Genomic DNA, 17179 nt, shown 5'->3' with positions numbered 1-17179 from the left:
TTTCTGTCTCGTCAAGGTACCGCAAATGCTTCGGGACGGACTTCTTCGATCAGGTCCATTAGTTGGGTCAGTTTTTCAGTGACAAAGCGTTTGACGGTAAACAGACGGGACGTTAAGTGCTTCCATTCCTTGGCGGTAAAATAATCTAGAAACAAATAATAATAGCGGCGCAGAGCGCGGGTTGTTTTGGTTTTTAAGAAAATATGGCGGACTAATTCCTTCAGCACGAAGCTGAAATCCTCAACGCTTAATTCATCGCGAATTTGCAGGGCGACTAGGTACTTGATGGTATTTTTTGAGTCCCCGGTTTCATTGTAGAATGTCCCAACGCGGGATTCGACGGTGGAGCGCTTCCATGTAAACAGACGGGAAATTTGTAATTCTTGCAAGTTGCATGCCTCCTTTTTTTATTGACTAGTTTTCATTTTGTGCGATATCGACGATTACAGGCTACCGCACTTTTCGTTCACTGTCAATTGTTTTTTTAAAACATTTTCCAAGTTATTGCAATAAATCCTGTTTTTACAATGTTTTCAGCGGATTTTTTTTATATCTAAACGAAAATATATAAAACAAACACGGTATTCAGCTTCAAAATCGATAACATTCGCTTCACAACAGCTCTAAAAGAGGATTCTTATCTCCTAGAAAGGATTGCATTCTCATAAAGATAACGATATTCTAATGATTGAGCTTTTTCACTTAATCAGGGAAACAAAGTGACTAACAAAGTTATCCTATTGTAGTCACTTTGTTTCTTAAAAGGAGAATTTTGATGTCTAATAAACAGCATATTTTACGTCTGGGAAAAGAACAAAATGGGGTAATTACGTCCAAAATGGTGACCGATCTTGGCTATTCGCGCAAGGCATTGTCCCAATTGGAAGATGAAAAATTGATTTTTCGAGTGGAACGAGGTATCTATGTGATGGCCTCCAATTACGTCGATCACTACTTGATCATTCAACAACGCTTGCCGCAGGGGATCTTCTCACACGAAACAGCCTTGTATCTGTTGGGGTACACAGAGAGTGCGCCGGAGATAATACACATGACTTTCCCCCGGGGCTTTAACACCTCTAGGGCGAAAAAAGTCCAGGTGCAACCAATTATTGCCAGCAATGAACTCACGACTGGCATCACTAGCATCGAACGTTCTAATCATGCCGCCATCAAGGTTTATGAAATTGAACGAACCTTAATCGATTTACTGAAATCAAAATACAAAGCCGACAAAGAGCTGCTCATGTCTGCTTTGAAGCAATACATACGCTCAGACGCATGCAACATCGCCAAACTGAATGACTATGCGCGACTCTTTAAGCTGGAAGCGAAGATTCAACCTTATTTGGAGATCTTGCTGTGAGATAGTACACGTAAAAAGCGTCAGAATCCCGGTGTAAAAAGGATTCTGACGCTTTTTTCTTATTGGGCTAATGTGATGGCACCGGCCTTCTTTTTGCTCAATGCTTTGGTGTAAAAGACCATCAAAGAGAGAGCACCAATTGCCACGATTAATTCCGTAATCGACATGGCAAACCACATGGCATCGCCGCCAAACAGCCTTGGCAATGCGAAGATCAACGTACCGCTGATGGCAAAACCACGGGATAAAGAAACGGCGAAGGAGGCCCATGGTTTCAGCAGACTTTGAAAATAGTACGTAGAAAACACATTAAAGGGCATCAGCAAAAATGACAGACAATAACGCCGAATGATGGTTGGCGCCACGGCCAGCACACTTTCCGTCGGAGCCATAAACACTCGGACAAAGCCATTCGGAAACGCCAGGGTAACTGACGTACACACCAGGCTGAAAAAAGCCACAGTCCACAAGGCATATTTCAAGGTCTCCTTAATTCTCCCCCACTCTTTTGCTCCGTAATTGATTGACAGGATCGGCTGGGCCGCCTGCCCGACACTGTAGGCACAGCACTGAACAACTGTACTAATATTTACGATCACTCCGTAAACCGCTAGGGAGTCTGTACCGGCATAGCGAATAATTTGACGGTTAAAGAACATAGTCAAAATCCCCATCGCAATGTCGATAAAAAAGGTGGAGAAACCGGTGGTAACAATCTTGCGCGTTTTTTGAGTCAGGCCGTTGGGTTTTACCAGCTTCAGGGTATTCTTTTTACCCTTGAAATGGAGCAGCATGATCAACACGGATATAACACCGCTAAGCCCTGTTGCCAGTCCGGCACCAAAAATCCCCATATCCAAGGTGAAGGTGAAGAAAATATCACCAACAATATTCACAACCCCTGAGATCAATACGGCCAGCGTAGCCAGTCCGGGATTGTTGTCGTTTCGCAAAAAAGCCGCCAGCAGCTGGCTAAAGGTGAAAAACGGAATCACAAATTTCAACGGTTTTAAATAATTTAAGGCCAGTGGCAGCAGCGTTTCCTCTGCACCAAAGAGCATTAAAAGCTGACGATCGAAAAATATGACCCCCAGCCAGCTGATCAGCGCCAAAACTGTCGTTCCAATCACAGCAGTGGTGAAGATAGCGTTGGCACTGTCGTCTTGTTTGGCTTTGCCCTTGGCGGCGCTGTATAATACCGAGCCACCAATCCCCGTCAGCAGCCCCAAACTGAAAATAATATTCCAAATGGGCGCGAAAATCGCCAGCGCGGCAGTCCCGCTTGGCCCTTCGTATTGCCCAACCACCACCATATCCACAATACTGTAGATGGAAGTAATCATGGTGCTGCCAAACGCAGCCGCCAAATACCTGAAATAAAGTGGACGTATTCTCTTTTGCAGCAGTTCCATGTAAAAATCCTCCTTGATTATTATAAAGGCTTTCCAAACTCGTTCAGCTTTGGAGCATTAAGACTAAAATTGGGATAAACTGCTCCTCAAGTTTCTCCCAATTTTTGCTTAATGCCGACAAAGCTAGTTTGGGAAGCCGGACACCGTAAACATAGTTAAACAGCTTACTAATTGTGAAAACCTATATATTTTTATGGCTCCGCAAACTTGTTCAGCTTTGGAAGCCGGATACCTGTAACCGCGAAAGCCTTTTCTCCTTTTACGAAAAAAAGCCGGACAAGAAAACAGGAGTTTCACCTGTCAGCTTGTCCGGCTATCATTTCTAAGAATGAGCGCCTCCGCATGTTCCTCTAAACCTTAGAGCATATTTGGTTGAATGTCAACCGCTTGTTTGTTGGTTTCTTTTCTGAAGGCCGATAAATCAGCCTTTTCATGCTATAATCAGACTGTCTAAAAGTCTTTTTGCTGAAAAAATAGAAAAGGAGTTGCTGGCTTTGCCTAATATTGAAATACATCTAACCGATGCTGAAAAGAAAATCTTGGATGACTTAGGAATGACAAACGGTGACGAAATAAAGCCGTTTATTTTCCGAAAGATAGCCGAAGAAACGATTCCTCCGATTCTTTCAAATCCTAAAAAATCTAAACGAGTAAGTCTAAAAGCTGATGGCGATGGCTCACTTATTCTGCCAGATAATGTCCCAGAACACGTTAAGGAGTGGGTTCGACGGGGGTAACAAACTACTGTACTCCGCCTACTCTTCCTCATCCTCTAGTTTCTTTTCCAGGCGCTTTTGGCCATGTTCTTCCACAAGATAGACAGCGCCAAGGATGATCGAAGTGAAGATAAAGGACGAAACGAAGGTGAATCCTATAGCAACAATAAAGTGGAAATCGAATATGCTGGTATATTTGTCCCCATAAGCTGAATAATTGTGCACGCCGCTAAGAACAGCCACAAACACACTTACCACTATTGCAACTATTACCATCGATTTTTTTCCAAATCGGGAAGTGCTGGTTGAGCTGTAGCCTAGCATTGATCCTCTTGCAGAAGCGTAGACAGCTCCAATCAACATAACGATTAATTCAGTAGAAAAAGCTGACAAAGGCTGATCGAATGCGACTTGTTTAACCAGCATCGATATAAACAACCCCGCCGTAACTACTAAATAAGCCTCACTCTGTATTTTGTCTTTTAACTGCGTAACCCGTTCATCCTTAATTGTTTTCGTCTTCATCTCTTATTCCTCCCAAAATAGATCGTTTAGTGTTTTATTTAGTGTTTTGCAGATGGCGATGCACAGCTTCAAGGTGGGATTGTACTTCCCCGCCTCGATCAAGCCGATTGTCTGTCTGGTGACCCCAATTGCGTTTGCCAAATCCTCTTGACTCATGTCGCATTCGATGCGGGCGATTTTGATTCGTTTATTTTTCATACGACCGTTTTGTCCTTTCTCTTTCGATAAACCTATTGTAGGTTATATCCAACTAAATGTAAAGTATATATTGCATTTAGTGGTTTATATTTTGCTGGAAGGAGATATTCTAGTGATCCTCAAACCAAAAAAAGCCTAAAGCACTGTAACATGCTTTAGACAATTTTTTATCCAATCACCCCTGCTCCACCACGCCATCGCGAACATAAATCGTCCGATTGCCATACTTGGCGGCGTCCTCGGAGTGAGTCACCATCAGGATGGTTTTCCCTTGTACTTGATTGATTTCCCGCAGCAATTCCAAAATCTCGGTGCCGGATTTGCTGTCGAGATTGCCGGTAGGTTCGTCGGCGAAGATGATATCTGGGTCGTTGATCAGCGCGCGGGCAATCGCTACCCGCTGCTGTTGGCCGCCGGAAAGCTCCCGGGGCGTATGCTTGCGACGTTCAGTCAGGCCGACAATTTCCAAAATGTGATCCAGCTTTTTCTTATAAGCCTTCATATCTTTTCCGTCCAATAAAACCGGCAGCAGAATATTTTCCTCCACGTTCAAATTGGGAATCAGGTTGTAAAACTGGAAGACAAAGCCGATACTGCGGCGGCGCATGACACTCATTTTGCCATCGTCCATCCCGGAAATATCCCGCCCGTTCAGCAGGACACTGCCTTTTGTGGGCACATCCAGCCCGCTCAAAATATACAGCAGGGTACTTTTACCGGAACCAGAGGGTCCCATGATGGAGACAAATTCGCCTCGATCGATTTTCACTGACAGGTCCCGCAGCACGGTGGTATCTACCGTGCCGACCTCAAATTGTTTGGTGATATTTTGACCTTCTACGGCCACAAGTCCATTATTTCTCGTCATATTCCTATCCTTTCTGGAATCTTTCCGGTTCATTTTGGCTTACTCAAATTTGATTTCCTCTACCAGTTTCATGGTGGCTCCTTTGACAATCGGCACCACGGAACCGATCAGGGTGATGACAATGCCCATCAAGGCGGCAAATAGGAAGGTGGATAATTCCAGCTGCGGCTCCATGGAAATCTTCGGTCCGGCTACGAGGAACACGGTTTTGATTTCTACATAAGACACCGCGACCGCCAGCAAGGCCCCCAACAGTCCCACGGAAAAGCCTTCGATCATGGTCATTTTCAGGTTCTGGGCGTTGCTTAGTCCCACCGACTTGTACATGGCGATGGCCCGTTTTTTCTGAATATAATTAATCAGCAAATTATTGATGATCCCGACAGTCGCCAGCAGCAGAATGAACCAGGTCAGCTTCTGCATCGGTGAAAGAAAGGTGTCGATGGTCTCGGAGGCATCGTTGGTGTATTCTTCCACCGTGCGGCTCCAATGCTGCTGCTCACCCAACATGTCCCGGAGCTGAGTCATGACCGCCTCGGGATCGCCAGCTTTAAAGGCGAAGAACCCGTATTCTGTTGGAGAAAAATCAGCCTTTGCATAGCTGGATGGGATCACAGCCGCCACATCATCGGCGCGAGATTGGAAGCTGCCAGCCACCGTGTAGCTGAAAATTCCATCCGGGCCGCTCAAATTCACAGCGTCGCCAATTTGCAGATTCATGGCACTGATGACATCACGGTTCAGCATGACATTGCGTCCTTGATCGAATTCTCTTTCCATCGTTGCCGATTCATCGCCGCTGTAATTCATCCCCAGCATTTCGTTGAATAATTTTATATCATCGGTGGACTCCATCCGCAGCGATTCCCCGTTGACTTGAACGGTCTCGTCCAGCACATACAACGGCAGCACTTCACTGACGGTGTCCAAATTTCTGACTTCATCAATAAAATCTTCATTCACCACGGCATCGGAAAAACCGTCCAAACTGGCATCGCGGAAAACATCGCCAATATAGACATTCACAAAGCTTCCCACGGTGCTGATTACGATAATAGCCGAGATGCTGATAAACAGCAGAGTGGCGTTTTGATTGGTATTTTTGTTGCCTCGCAGATTGCGGGCGGCCAGCTTGCCGACATTACCAAAAAGCAGGCCATAAACTTTTTCCAAAACCTGCGACATGGCGTTGATCAACAACGGCACAATCATAATCGCTCCCACCAGCAAAGTGATCAAAGAGACACCGCCGGCCACCGTGACCATTTCCCCGCTGGTGATCCGCGGCAAAATAATCGAAATGATAAACAGCAGCAGCCCCAACAACAGAATCTTTTGGTTGGAAACCGGCTTTTCCTCCACCGTTCCCAGCACCACATCTTTAACCGGCAATTTGCTGGCTCGCTTCACTGGAATATAGGCACCCAAGACTGACACGATAATCGCTACACCACAAGAAAAAATCACGTTCAAGGGTGAAACCACCAACGGAATTTCGATCCCGTAAGAAGCGGTGTCGCTCATGCCATACAGCAGAAACTTCAGCGTCAGATAGCCCGCCGGAATCCCCAACAAGCTGCCGGAAACGCCATAAACCAAGCTTTCCGCCATCAATATATTGCGCACCGTTCGTTGATCGGCGCCAATACTGCGGAAGGTGCCGATCGCCTTTAAGCGCTCGGAAGTAATGATTTTGTAGCTGGAATAGATGATAAAGCTGCTAATGGTTAAAGTAAAAAAGCTGATCAGGTAAAAAGGCATCGATTTTTGTTGGGCGTTGGCGGCCACCGCAGTTTCGTTATAGACCGCTGAAACCTCGTAGGCGTGGGTGCTCATGTTCCCAGACAAATCAGCCTGTAATTGATCGGTATCCGCACCGCTTTCCGGTACAATCAGGATTTCACTGTAGGCTTGGTCTGACCCGACAATTTTCGATAGCGTCTCAAAAGGAATCAGCGCGTTAAAGCCTCGCGTGCTCCGCAGGAAAATCGTATCGTAGGCACAAATGGCAGCAACTTCAAGCTCGTGGTAGTCGCCGGCGATCTTCAGCCGAACCGTATCCCCCACTTTGGTGCCGTATTTGCTGGCAAAACGATCCGGCACGGCGATTTGATCCCCACTGAAGTCGGATAAATCCCCACTTTGAACCCTCGGAGCGTTGATAGCTTCCAAATCTGCCAGCTCGCCGCCGATCAGGTCGAAGTTTTCATAGTAACCGTCCTTGTCGTAAAGTCCATCGGCTTGAAGCAATCCAACAGCCTGCTGAATCCCCTCCGCCTCCGGAATTTCGGCTTTGGTGATCCAGTTGCTTTCCGCGGTGTTGGTGACGGCAATCCGAGCTTTCCCGGCATAACCGATAGCCATTTTCCGCTGGGCGCTTTCATAGGACGCACCGATGCCGAAGGAGACAAACAGCAGCGTGGTGGATAAGGTCACCGACAGCAGCATCACCATGGTGCGCAGTTTTCGTTCCTTAATACTGTTTAAGATGTATTTCAAAATAATTTTCACTTTTTCACCCCTCTATGGTTGAGTAATGCCCTGTTGCAGCGCATCCTCGATGGCTTTTCGTACGGTATCGCAGGTAAAGGTGGCGCCGCTGATGGTATCCACCTCCAGTGACTGATCCGCCACTACTTCTTGGGAAATCTGGCAGGCTTGCGGCAAATAGGCCTCCTTGTGTTCCAAAATCTCAATGCTGGTAATCTCGTGGTCGGCCACCTCCAGCTGAACCACCGCCAGCAGAATTTTATTTTGATAAATGCCGGTATAAGTCCCGTCTGCCACTGTGTTCAGGTCGATTGTTTCAATTTCTAAAGGCCGCGGCCGCAGCAGCAAGGCAAATGCCAGACAAGACAGCCCCAAGGTAATTACCGCCGTTAACGTAAGCGGCCAAATTTTTCGTTTCCTTTTCACCCTTTCACCTCCAACACAAATAAGACTGTGAACTAAGCATACGTTCACAGCCTTAACCTGTCTTTCAGGCAACCTTAGTTTAACCTTAAGTTGGAAAAATGATGATGATGCGGGTGCCTTTTCCCGGCGCACTTCCGACAACCAATGTGCCGTCATGAATCTCAATGATTTGTTTGGCAATCGCCATGCCCAGCCCGGTGCCGCCAGTATTGGCTTCGGTGTTGGTGCCGCGATAGTAACGCTCAAACAGCCGATCGCTTTCCTCCGGCGTCATGCCCTTGCCGTTATCCTGGATGATGATGCGAATGCCGTCACTCATCTGCAGGGAGACCTGAATCGCCGTCTCCTGGGGATTGTGGATCAAGGCATTGTACAGCAGATTATTGATGCCGCGTTTTAACAGGGTTGGGTCGAAGCTGAATTCGATCGCTTCGCTGTCTGTTTCAAAGGTGATTTCGCGATTGGCATATTCATGGTGATTCAGGACCTCAATCACCAGCTCCTTGACAAATTGCGTCAGGTTCGCGGACTTTTTGTCCAGCGGCAGCATCTTATTTTTCAGCTGATAAGTCAGCTTCAAATCGTTCACCAGTTTTTCCGTGTAGGCGGTGTTTCGTAAAATGATCTCACCATACTGGACCCGCTTTTCTGGCGTTAAATCATTATCCGGGTCCGCCAAAAGCTCGCCGTAGCCGCGAATCGGTGACAGCGGGGTTTTCAGATCGTGGGTGATGTTGGTGATCCATTCCTTCCGCATTTTTTCATTTTGGGCCAGTTCCCGGTCACCCTTTTGCAATTCACTGTTCATTTCGTTCAAGCTGTCGTATACATCCTGAAAGGGTCCGTTACCTTCGATCGGTTCATACAGGCGATAGGAAATTTGGCCGATGGCTTGGGTCAATTTTCCCATGTGACGGATAATCCAGACGCCGAACACGCCGCCGATCACCAGCATCAAGAGACCTGCCGCTGTCATCAGCGGGATCACCAGGCTCTTGCCGCCGGAAAAACTATCTCCATCCACAAACATCGTCACCTTGGCGATGTTCATAGGAAAGCCGATGAGATAGGTCCATTCCCCGCCGCTGGTGGTGACTTGGTTGGCAAAAATGGTTTCCGCCGTGCTTTCTTCCCCTTGATACAGGGCTAAAATGTCCATCGGCGCATAGTGGGTCGCCTGCTGGTCCGAGGTATTATGAGCCAGAATGACTTCGCCGTTTTCGTCCAGTACCTGCAGCCACAGGTGGTTTTGGTTTAACTGCTGCTGGCCGGTTTGATTGACTTGGGGAACCTCGTCCTCAAGATCAAAATAAGCTGAAAAATTGTCGGTGAACTCCTGGGGCCAGCTGCTTTTGACGGTGTTGCCATTGGGATCGGTGGCGGTGATGACTTTTGCCAACAGTCCCAGTCCGATCAGGATCACGAGGATCGCTAAAATAAACAGCGTACTGTAGAGGATCAGGATGGATTTGTAGCTGGATTTTTTCATAAGCTACACCTGTTCCAGTTTGTAGCCCAGGCCTTTGACCGTTACGATCAGCTTTGGCTGGGAAGGGTCATTTTCCAGCTTTTCCCGCAGGTGGTGAATGTGCACCATCATGGTATTGTCCACTCCGCTGGCGTATTCTCCCCACACCTGTTCGTAGAGACGTTCTTTGCTGATGATCTTGCCGGCGTTTTGCGCCATATATTCCAGCAGCTGGTACTCACGGGCGGTCAGACTGATTTCTTTGTCAACTTTATAGACCCGTTGGCTGTCGGTATCGATGCGGATCGTGCCGATTTCGATGGCGGCTTTTTGATTATTCGCTTGTTCATAGGATTTTCGACGCAGCTGAGCTTTGATCCGATAGGCCACTTCCTTTGGGCTAAACGGCTTGGTAACATAGTCATCGCCGCCGATGCTCAAGCCCAGCAGCTTGTCGATGTCGTCATTTTTGGAAGACAGAAAGACAATCGGGCAATAGGAAAATTCCCGGATTTGCTTGCAGACTTCGATGCCATCAATTCCTGGCAGCATAATATCCAGCACAATCGCGTCCGGCTTCTCTTCCCGGCACAGCGCCACAGCCAGTTCGCCAGTGGCAGCTTTTAAAATATTTTGATAGCCCTCTTGGCGTAGAACGTCCTCCAGCAGAGTTAAGATGTCTTGTTCATCGTCCACTAGTAAGATTTTTTCTGAGTTTGCGGGCATGGTGCACCTCCTTTGGTTCTATTTTTATACGTAAGCAATTAAGGAATGTTGTGCTCCCTTTGCCAGCTCAGTCGAACATCGCTGAATCCGGCTGCACGTAATAATTCGAATTGGCGCGTTAATGTACATGGCGTGTCAAAATGGTAGGCTTCCTCTGGTGACAAAGCTTGCTCATTTTTGAGGCCTTCGTATTCGATAAAATGATGTCTGGTAACTGTTCCAGCAGGATAAATCTATTTTCTGCTCAAGATTTCTCTTGTGCTCTTGCAAACGTCTTTCGGCTACTGGAAGCAACTTTAATAGTGCACCAGTGACCAGCTCATCATCGACCTCTTCAAAGGTAATGAGATTATCAAGACGTTCTTCGGAAACACCTACTTGCTCAGCCAGTTCTGCGAAACTCCAATTCATGTTGGTCGCAATTGCCAGCAACTCGCCCGTTTTATCCTTAAATGAGACATTATCCCAAAAACCTCGTTCTAAAGCTTTAGCATTAATCGACAATTGAAGCATCCCCTTTACTTTCAACTTTATTGCCCAAAAAAGCCCAAACCCCTCGCACGGGTCGGGCTTTCGCGTTGTGCTGTAACTAAAAAAATAGTTTCTTGCTTCATTAATAGTAGCATAATTGTAACATGTTTTCTATTAGACAAAGGGTTCATCAAGATTCAGCTGAGACATAAGTGCTGAATGTTAAAACGAAATTTTGTGCAACATTTCCAACTTTATCCTAGCTGTCCTTCTTTAAAAAGTTTTTGATTCTTAAGTAAAGCCAAAAAAATCCATCCGCGTAATGGTGGATGGAATGGCATTTCTTCGATTTACTAAAATCCGAATTCTTTCATTATGTCTCTATTATCATAGGTCTTGTCGCTCTTCGTTTGCTCCAATTTTTCAAACAGTTCTAGTCCCATTATGAACTGCTCATACTCTTCTATATCAACAATTGCATATTTAGCATGACCGTTTTCAGTCAGGAACAATGGCTGGTTAGGTTTAACTTCTTCGAGAATTTTATTGTAGTTTCGCAGCTGGGAAATGGGTTTGATATTCGTCATGTAGTTCAGGCCCTTTCTGATTATATATAAACAAAGTTAAGGTGAGTGATTCCTTCGATTGAATATGACAGGTTTGGTTCTTCCCTAAAAAAACAGGCCTTGCCTGATACGCATCGCGGAGAGGCGCGGCAAGACTCGCTTATAAGAAATACAATTTATTATATTATAACACTTTAAACTTCCACAAAGTCATTATCGCTCTCGTTTTCCATTAGCTTCAAAACATGATCTAGCGTTCCCGTTCTGTGAAGATGCAGTTCTTCCTGCAGGGCCATCCATTTACTTTTAGGAATCATCACAACATGATCTTCCAAATGAGTTACAATTTCAATTCCAGTATTGGAATTTGCTGCATCATTTAGAATGCTGAACAGGTCCTTTTCAAAATCTTCAGTAGCGATTCTTTTCATTAAGATCACCTCGTTTTAGCTCATTTACAAATTATCCAAATTGATAGCCCACAAAAAAGATGCTATAATATACACGAAAGGGAGAGTGCTCGAACACCCTCCTTATCGCACCAACCGTCGACCGTTTCAAGAACGGCGGCCTAAGATTATTTTATATAAGAAAAATAACCGTTAGCCTGTGACAGCTTGTACTTTCTCCCTTAAAGTCAAACTTTTTGGGATCAGTACTATGAACGGTTATTTTTTCTGTCCTATTTTTTCGATGAGGACGACGATAAAGTTTAGCAGAGTCAACAAAAAAGTTGCTCCGAGAAACAGTAACGTCAATACGTCCTCGACAGACAAATTGCCCTCTCCTTTCTTGAATTTTAGTACTTACCATAAGCACCACCATCCTTTCGGGAAAAGGCCCCCGTTCATGAGCTGATTGTCAGTTAGTACCGTAATTATATCATAATCGAAATCATAATTAACCATAGATAAAAGGATTTGCGGATACTTAACACCATTTATTTTAGCCATATTTTTTAGACCTGCTTTTTCACTTTATTGAACCTCGGAAACAAATATGCTAACATGTACATAAGATGTTAGCATATTTGTTTCTGGAGGTGAAAATTCATGTTAGCAAAAGAGAAAATTTTATCCCTAGGAAAAAAACAAAATGGAATAATCACTACGAAGATGGTGTCCGACAAAGGGTTATCCCGAAAAGCTTTATCACAGCTAGAGAATGAGGAGAAGATAATCCGTGTTGAGCGAGGAGTCTATGTCATGGATTTTGGCTATGTCGACGACTATTTTTTGCTGCAGCATCGTTTCCCTCAAGGAATTTTTTCCCATGAAACTGCTTTGTATCTGCTAGGCTACTCCGATCGTGTCCCTCTACAAATACAAATGACCTTTCCGTTAGGCTTCAATACATTGCGAGCAAAAGATGCTGGCATCCAACCAATTATCTCCACTCAAGATGTTGAAGCTGGCATCACTAGCATTGAACGTTCTGGCGGGACAACTGTAAATGTCTTTGAAATTGAACGAACCTTGATTGATCTGCTTAAACCGAAATACGAAGCAGACAAGGAACAACTGATTCCTGCTCTGAAACAGTACGTACGTTCAAAAGATAAAAATGTTACGAAATTGATGGATTATGCGCGGATGTTTAATATGGAGAAAAAGGTCTTGCAATATTTGGAAGTTTTGCTATAAATCATCAAAAAGCCCCGCCCTTAATTGGGTAAGAGCTCTTGCAGTAATCTGCTACACAGAAAATCCAATTATTCCTTTTAATCCACCGTCTGTACCTGTCTCGCAGGATTTCCGACCACAATCGCATTTGGCGCTACATCCTTGGTAACTACCGATCCAGCGCCAATAATCGCTCCATCGCCGATAGTAATGCCCGGCAAAATAATCGCGCCGATCCCTATCCAGACATTTGCGCCAATCTTAACTGGCTGGCAGGTAGTGACGTCTCTTTTTTGAGGGTTCAGGTCATGATTGATGGTAGTAATGCTGACGTTGGGGGCGATTAAGGTATTTTCCCCGATCGTTATGCCGCCTCGGTCCATGAAGGTACAATTCGTGTTGACAAAGACATTTTCACCAAAAAAGGTATTTCTGCCATAATCCGTGTGAAATGTTGCTAAGATGCGAACATTTGGCGCAAGCTCGCGCCCTGTCAATTTTTCTAAAAACTCTCTCGTTCGTTCTTCATCGTGGTAAAGGCTGTTAAATGTGGCCAGCAGTTTCCAATTTGCTTCTTGAATGTGGCGAATTTCCGCAAACTCGGCTTCTTTTGAAGAAACCGGCATACCACTGAGCTCGCGCTCAAAGATGTTTTTTTCAGTCATCAGTCATTCCTCCTATATTCTTACTCTATGACATTGCTTATACACTAGCGCTGCTTTTCCTTCTATATAAAAACTAACATCTAATTTTTCGAATTTCTCTTGCTGGGTTTCCTGCAACAACCGTATCGTCTGGAACATCACGGGTAACGACCGCTCCAGCGCCAACAATGGCATTTTTGCCTACAGTTACCCCTGGCAAGACAATGGCTCCCGCACCGATCCAGGCATTCTCCTTGATATGTACCACCTTGGGTAACAAATCCTGCCGTTCCGATGGTTTCTCCACATGGTTAATCGAAACAATACTCGCTTTGGCGGCAATTAAGACCCCATCTTCTAGATGAATAGTTCCTAAAGCGACAAACGAGACATCCTTATTAATATACACATCCTTGCCGATAGTTACTTGGTTCGCAAAATCGACATTAAAAGGCGGCATGATGGTGGTGGATGGCGCAATTTCTTGATCAAATAATTGGGCTAATAGTTCACGCCGCTCCTGGTCAGTATTTTGTTCGGTATTAAATTTCTTTAGAATATTCACACCTTTTTGCAGGACCGGCTCCAGTTCACTAAATTCGGGGCTGTTTACATTCAGACGTTCCCCTTGTTTTGCTTTATCAAAAATAGATTGTTTGTTTGTCAAATTGATTCCTCCCAGATGTTTTTTAGTAACTCAATTTTCAAAAAAACAGAACTACCTGCGAAAAGCATGTGGGCACACGCTTTCCAGACAGTTCTGTTTCTGCTTTACATTACTTGCGTCGTCGGACGAATCAGCATGTTGCTGACAGACATTCTTTCCGGTGTATCAATGGCGAAAACGACAGCTTCGGCCACATCAATCGCCCGCAAACCATTGGCAAGCTGGTCTTGGTACAACGCTTCGCCAGCTTCCTTGTCGGCAATTGTTTGGTACAACTCGGTAGCTACTGCTCCTGGTGAGATAATTGTGGATTTAATCATATCTTCTCTATGCTCTTGACGCAGGCCTTCCATGATTGCTCGTACAGCAAATTTGGTCCCGCAATAAACCGCGGAATCAGGATAAACGACATGCCCAGCGACTGAATCCGTCGCAATCACATGCCCGGATTTTTGTTTGATCATCACTGGCAGCACCGCCGCAATCCCGTTCAATACGCCCATGACATTGACATCCAGCATTTGTTTCCATTCGTCCAATCGAGTTTCTTTCAATGGTGCTAACGGCATGATGCCAGCATTGTTGTAAAGCACATCCACTCGGCCAAAGGTGTCCACCGCTGTGTCGATGACTTTTTGAACTTCTTCCATTTTGATCACGTCGGCCTGCTGGATCACGATTTCTTTATCAGGATACGCAGCTTTAATTTCTTCCAAACGATCCACCCGTCTTGCGGCAATTACTAATTTAGCACCTTTTTCTGCCAGCAATTTTGCGGTGGCTTCTCCAATTCCGCTAGATGCTCCCATAATTACAACAACTTTTTCTTCTAATGAACCCATGATCGATTCCTCCAGTTATAGTTAAGATTCCACTTTGACTCTCTCAAAGCTATGACCAAAGTGTAGTTCCATTCTGGAGTATTGTCTAATACTTATAATTCATAGTTAGATATAGCGTAAAAGTATAACTGAGAAGATCCTGTTAAGAAAGTTTCTTCTGAATTGATTCCAAAAACAGCGCCGCAGCTGGTGAGAAAACTTGATACTTTTTCCAAATCACGTACAACTTGCATTCCACACGCGGTTCAAGAGGTCTGAAGACTAAATCATTTTCTGTAGCCACATTTATCATTTTTTCAAAAGCCAGCACATTGCCGAAGCCTTCTCTTGCCATAATGAAGGCATTGAAAGGCAGCGAATAGGTCCCCACGATTTTCAGTCGATCAAGAGTTTCCCCAAACCATTCGGCGAACTGATTCTTGGAGATATCTGTTTGCATCGCTTGCTTGGAGACAATTAATGGCAGATCAGTCAGGTCGTCGACAGTAACATTTTCCTTGGCAGCCAGCTCGCTATCCTTGTGCATCACAATCCCCCAGACATCGGTTGCTGGAAAAGTAATATAGTTGTATTTTGACAGATCAATCGGATCTACCACAATGGCGAAATCATCCATCCCCCGATCCAAGCGCTCCGTAACGTCAAAGGAATTGCCGCTGGTTAGATGATACTTCATATCAGGATACTGGTTCTTCAAATCCATCATGGAGCAGGCAAAGTAGCGAAAAGCATCGGTTTCCGCCGAGCCGATGTAAACATCCCCGCCGGATTCTTCATCTAAGTTTTCAAATTCCTGCTGAGTCTTCTCAAAAAGCTCAATTAAATCCTCTGCGCGCTTACGCAGCAGCATGCCATCATTAGTCAGCTTGATACTATAATTGGTGCGATTAAACAGCTTGCGCCCCAACTCCTCCTCCAAGTTTTTCAATTGCTTGGACAAAGTCGGCTGAGATACATGCAAAATCCGAGCAGCGCCAGTCATACTGCCTTCCCTGGCAACGGTTAAAAAATAATTTAGGACACGAATATCCATCTCATCACATTCTTTCTTCTATATTACCGTCAGTATAGCAACCCTAGATATAACTATCAAGCATAACTGGTTATAGAAAACAAGTATTGGTAATTACTGGAGCTCTCCCTTACACTTATGGAAAGAATAGGTGAACTAGCAAATTTACTTCACACTAAAAACGGAGGTTCATATGAAAAAACTAATAGGATTAGCATTTTTACTAATATCATTAGCAATAACCGGCTGCAGTCAATCAGAAAATACATCTTCATCTACTGACAATACCGGAGCCGCAAATTCCACAGGCACTACTACAGCGAATTCCAGCGGAAACGCCAGCGCCTTTGATTTTGACAATCGGCAAGTTACCTTAAATAGCGGATACACCATGCCGATCAACGGTCTGGGAACTTACAGCTTAGAAGATGAAGAAGCGATTCAATCTGTCACGGCAGCTTTAGACAGCGGCGTGCGCTTAATCGATACCGCCTATATTTACAGCAACGAAGAAAGTATCGGGGAAGCCATCAACCAATCCGACGTGCCACGAGAAGAAATTTTCCTGATTACCAAGCTTTATCCTAGTCAGTTTGACGATGCCGAAACCGCGATTGATCAAGCATTGGAACGGCTGAATCTGGACTATGTGGATATGATGCTCCTGCACCACCCCGGCAGCAACGATGTCGAGGCTTATCAAGCCATGGAACAAGCCGTCACTGACGAAAAAATCCGCTCCATCGGACTGTCCAACTGGTACGTGGAAGAATTAGAGGAATTTTTGCCGCAGGTATCCATTACCCCCGCTTTGGTGCAAAACGAAATTCACCCTTACTATCAGGAAAATGACGTGATTCCCTACATTCAAGATTTAGACATTGTAGTGCAAGGTTGGTATCCTTTAGGCGGCCGCGGTCACACCAGAGAATTATTAGGCGATGAAGTCATCACTGAAATTGCCGAAGCCCATAGAAAATCGGCAGCACAGGTCATTTTGCGGTGGAATTTGCAAAAAGGTGTTGTGGTTATCCCTGGTTCCAGCAACCCGGATCATATCCTTGAGAACACCCAGCTGTACGACTTTGAGCTGACTGACGAAGAAATGGCGGCAATGAACGCCTTGGATCGAAATGAAAAACATGATTGGTATTAACAAA

Annotated in this window: 20 protein-coding genes and 1 pseudogene; 4 read left to right on the top strand and 17 right to left on the bottom strand. The window is 45.1% G+C overall.

Features of this window, described 5'->3' with window-relative positions:
* Positions 1–11: 11 nt before the first annotated feature.
* A complete protein-coding gene (locus JZO70_RS16105) occupies positions 12–389 on the bottom strand; it encodes a hypothetical protein (RefSeq protein WP_207674690.1) in 378 nt (125 codons plus the stop codon).
* Positions 390–775: 386 nt separating this feature from the next.
* On the opposite strand from JZO70_RS16105, the gene JZO70_RS16100 reads away from it, so the two are divergent.
* Positions 776–1366, top strand: a complete 591-nt coding sequence (locus JZO70_RS16100) for a type IV toxin-antitoxin system AbiEi family antitoxin domain-containing protein (protein ID WP_207674689.1) — start codon at positions 776–778, stop codon at positions 1364–1366.
* A gap of 59 nt (positions 1367–1425) precedes the next feature.
* On the opposite strand, the gene JZO70_RS16095 is transcribed toward JZO70_RS16100, so the two are convergent.
* Positions 1426–2709, bottom strand: coding sequence for an MATE family efflux transporter (locus JZO70_RS16095; RefSeq protein WP_207674688.1), 1284 nt, complete (start codon positions 2707–2709; stop codon positions 1426–1428).
* 563 nt (positions 2710–3272) lie between these two features.
* On the opposite strand from JZO70_RS16095, the gene JZO70_RS16090 reads away from it, so the two are divergent.
* A complete protein-coding gene (locus tag JZO70_RS16090; RefSeq protein WP_207674687.1) occupies positions 3273–3515 on the top strand; it encodes a hypothetical protein in 243 nt (80 codons plus the stop codon).
* Positions 3516–3533: 18 nt separating this feature from the next.
* On the opposite strand, the gene JZO70_RS16085 is transcribed toward JZO70_RS16090, so the two are convergent.
* The 11 genes from JZO70_RS16085 to JZO70_RS22760 all read right to left on the bottom strand — a co-directional run bounded on the left by JZO70_RS16085 (position 3534) and on the right by JZO70_RS22760 (position 12008).
* Positions 3534–4019, bottom strand: a complete 486-nt coding sequence (locus JZO70_RS16085) for a DUF6773 family protein (RefSeq protein WP_207674686.1) — start codon at positions 4017–4019, stop codon at positions 3534–3536.
* Positions 4020–4022: 3 nt separating this feature from the next.
* A complete protein-coding gene (locus JZO70_RS16080; RefSeq protein ID WP_207674685.1) occupies positions 4023–4217 on the bottom strand; it encodes a helix-turn-helix transcriptional regulator in 195 nt (64 codons plus the stop codon).
* A 175-nt stretch (positions 4218–4392) separates the two neighbouring features.
* Positions 4393–5085, bottom strand: a complete 693-nt coding sequence (locus JZO70_RS16075; RefSeq protein ID WP_207674684.1) for an ABC transporter ATP-binding protein — start codon at positions 5083–5085, stop codon at positions 4393–4395.
* 39 nt (positions 5086–5124) lie between these two features.
* On the bottom strand, positions 5125–7596 hold the full coding sequence (locus tag JZO70_RS22475) for an FtsX-like permease family protein (RefSeq protein ID WP_207674683.1): 2472 nt from the start codon (positions 7594–7596) through the stop codon (positions 5125–5127).
* A 12-nt stretch (positions 7597–7608) separates the two neighbouring features.
* Positions 7609–8001: an FMN-binding protein gene (locus tag JZO70_RS16065; protein WP_207674682.1), complete on the bottom strand. Its 393-nt coding sequence runs from the start codon at positions 7999–8001 to the stop codon at positions 7609–7611.
* Positions 8002–8086: 85 nt separating this feature from the next.
* The gene (locus tag JZO70_RS16060) at positions 8087–9400 is read right to left on the bottom strand and encodes a sensor histidine kinase (RefSeq protein ID WP_207674681.1); all 1314 of its coding nucleotides are present in this window, start codon (positions 9398–9400) and stop codon (positions 8087–8089) included.
* A gap of 93 nt (positions 9401–9493) precedes the next feature.
* On the bottom strand, positions 9494–10195 hold the full coding sequence (locus JZO70_RS16055; RefSeq protein ID WP_207674680.1) for a response regulator transcription factor: 702 nt from the start codon (positions 10193–10195) through the stop codon (positions 9494–9496).
* Between the two features lie 171 nt (positions 10196–10366).
* Positions 10367–10699 (bottom strand): hypothetical protein, encoded by a 333-nt coding sequence (locus tag JZO70_RS16050; protein ID WP_207674679.1) that lies wholly within the window; start codon positions 10697–10699, stop codon positions 10367–10369.
* A 320-nt stretch (positions 10700–11019) separates the two neighbouring features.
* Positions 11020–11253, bottom strand: coding sequence for a type II toxin-antitoxin system Phd/YefM family antitoxin (locus JZO70_RS16045; protein WP_207674678.1), 234 nt, complete (start codon positions 11251–11253; stop codon positions 11020–11022).
* A 173-nt stretch (positions 11254–11426) separates the two neighbouring features.
* Entirely contained in the window at positions 11427–11663 is a 237-nt protein-coding gene (locus JZO70_RS16040) for a prevent-host-death protein (RefSeq protein ID WP_207674677.1), read from the bottom strand.
* Between the two features lie 237 nt (positions 11664–11900).
* Entirely contained in the window at positions 11901–12008 is a 108-nt protein-coding gene (locus JZO70_RS22760; protein WP_207674676.1) for a putative holin-like toxin, read from the bottom strand.
* Between the two features lie 276 nt (positions 12009–12284).
* Between JZO70_RS22760 and JZO70_RS16030 the strand changes: the two genes are divergently transcribed.
* A complete protein-coding gene (locus JZO70_RS16030; protein WP_207674675.1) occupies positions 12285–12875 on the top strand; it encodes a type IV toxin-antitoxin system AbiEi family antitoxin domain-containing protein in 591 nt (196 codons plus the stop codon).
* A gap of 77 nt (positions 12876–12952) precedes the next feature.
* Here JZO70_RS16030 and JZO70_RS22755 read toward each other — a convergent pair.
* The 4 genes and pseudogenes from JZO70_RS22755 to JZO70_RS16010 all read right to left on the bottom strand — a co-directional run.
* Positions 12953–13114, bottom strand: a pseudogene (locus JZO70_RS22755) (DapH/DapD/GlmU-related protein); the annotation flags it as partial.
* 478 nt (positions 13115–13592) lie between these two features.
* Positions 13593–14165 carry a DapH/DapD/GlmU-related protein gene (locus JZO70_RS16020; RefSeq protein WP_242703972.1) on the bottom strand — a complete coding sequence of 191 codons (573 nt, stop codon included), beginning with the start codon at positions 14163–14165 and terminating at the stop codon, positions 13593–13595.
* A 104-nt stretch (positions 14166–14269) separates the two neighbouring features.
* Positions 14270–15007 (bottom strand): SDR family oxidoreductase, encoded by a 738-nt coding sequence (locus tag JZO70_RS16015; protein WP_207674674.1) that lies wholly within the window; start codon positions 15005–15007, stop codon positions 14270–14272.
* 142 nt (positions 15008–15149) lie between these two features.
* Positions 15150–16040: a LysR family transcriptional regulator gene (locus tag JZO70_RS16010; RefSeq protein WP_207674673.1), complete on the bottom strand. Its 891-nt coding sequence runs from the start codon at positions 16038–16040 to the stop codon at positions 15150–15152.
* A gap of 172 nt (positions 16041–16212) precedes the next feature.
* On the opposite strand from JZO70_RS16010, the gene JZO70_RS16005 reads away from it, so the two are divergent.
* Positions 16213–17175 (top strand): aldo/keto reductase family protein, encoded by a 963-nt coding sequence (locus JZO70_RS16005; RefSeq protein WP_207674672.1) that lies wholly within the window; start codon positions 16213–16215, stop codon positions 17173–17175.
* The last annotated feature ends 4 nt before the right edge of the window (positions 17176–17179 follow it).

This window comes from Candidatus Enterococcus moelleringii, assembly GCF_017377575.1.
GTDB classification, from domain to species: domain Bacteria; phylum Bacillota; class Bacilli; order Lactobacillales; family Enterococcaceae; genus Enterococcus_A; species Enterococcus_A moelleringii.
Note: the sequence above shows the minus strand (reverse complement) of the source record. Positions and strands in the feature narration are given on the sequence as shown.

Coding starts and splice junctions, on each gene's coding strand:
- JZO70_RS16100 (WP_207674689.1), top strand. CDS start 776: ATGTCTAATAAACAGCATATTTTACGTCTGGGAAAAGAACAAAATGGG.
- JZO70_RS16095 (WP_207674688.1), bottom strand. CDS start 2,709: ATGATTACTTCCATCTACAGTATTGTGGATATGGTGGTGGTTGGGCAA.
- JZO70_RS16085 (WP_207674686.1), bottom strand. CDS start 4,019: ATGAAGACGAAAACAATTAAGGATGAACGGGTTACGCAGTTAAAAGAC.
- JZO70_RS16080 (WP_207674685.1), bottom strand. CDS start 4,217: ATGAAAAATAAACGAATCAAAATCGCCCGCATCGAATGCGACATGAGT.
- JZO70_RS16075 (WP_207674684.1), bottom strand. CDS start 5,085: ATGACGAGAAATAATGGACTTGTGGCCGTAGAAGGTCAAAATATCACC.
- JZO70_RS16055 (WP_207674680.1), bottom strand. CDS start 10,195: ATGCCCGCAAACTCAGAAAAAATCTTACTAGTGGACGATGAACAAGAC.
- JZO70_RS16045 (WP_207674678.1), bottom strand. CDS start 11,253: ATGACGAATATCAAACCCATTTCCCAGCTGCGAAACTACAATAAAATT.
- JZO70_RS16040 (WP_207674677.1), bottom strand. CDS start 11,663: ATGAAAAGAATCGCTACTGAAGATTTTGAAAAGGACCTGTTCAGCATT.
- JZO70_RS16030 (WP_207674675.1), top strand. CDS start 12,285: ATGTTAGCAAAAGAGAAAATTTTATCCCTAGGAAAAAAACAAAATGGA.
- JZO70_RS16015 (WP_207674674.1), bottom strand. CDS start 15,007: ATGGGTTCATTAGAAGAAAAAGTTGTTGTAATTATGGGAGCATCTAGC.
- JZO70_RS16010 (WP_207674673.1), bottom strand. CDS start 16,040: ATGGATATTCGTGTCCTAAATTATTTTTTAACCGTTGCCAGGGAAGGC.
- JZO70_RS16005 (WP_207674672.1), top strand. CDS start 16,213: ATGAAAAAACTAATAGGATTAGCATTTTTACTAATATCATTAGCAATA.